The 431-nt window shown below is 55.0% G+C and carries 1 protein-coding gene; it reads left to right on the forward strand.

Features of this window, described 5'->3' with window-relative positions; all coding sequences use genetic code 11:
• A partial coding sequence (locus ACTHUR_RS21670) for an LpxD N-terminal domain-containing protein (protein ID WP_440400880.1) occupies positions 1 to 431 on the forward strand: 431 nt, incomplete at both ends.

Genomic DNA, 431 nt, shown 5'->3' on the forward strand with positions numbered 1-431 from the left:
CACATCAGCTTTTTGGCCAACCCGAAATATAAAGCCGAAGTACACGACAGCCAAGCAGGCGCAGTGATTGTGTCGCCGAAAGCCGCAGACGAATTTGCGGGCCGCAACCTGATTGTGGCTGCCGATCCTTATCTTTATTTTGCCAAAGTGGCACGATTGTTCTCGCCGATTGTCAAAGCACAGGGCGGCGTACATCCGACCGCTGTTGTCGAAGCGAGCGCAAAAGTACCGGCAAGCTGCGAAATCGGCGCGAATGCCTATATCGGCGCGAATGCCGTATTGGGCGAAGGCTGCCGTATTTTGGCCAATGCCGTTGTCCAACATGATTGCACGTTGGGCGATGAAGTCGTGCTGCATCCAAACGCTGTCATCTATTACGGCTGCACTTTGGGCAACCGTGTCGAAATCCACAGCGGCGCAGTCATCGGCGC

It is taken from the genome of Neisseria sp. P0021.S007 (assembly GCF_051956855.1).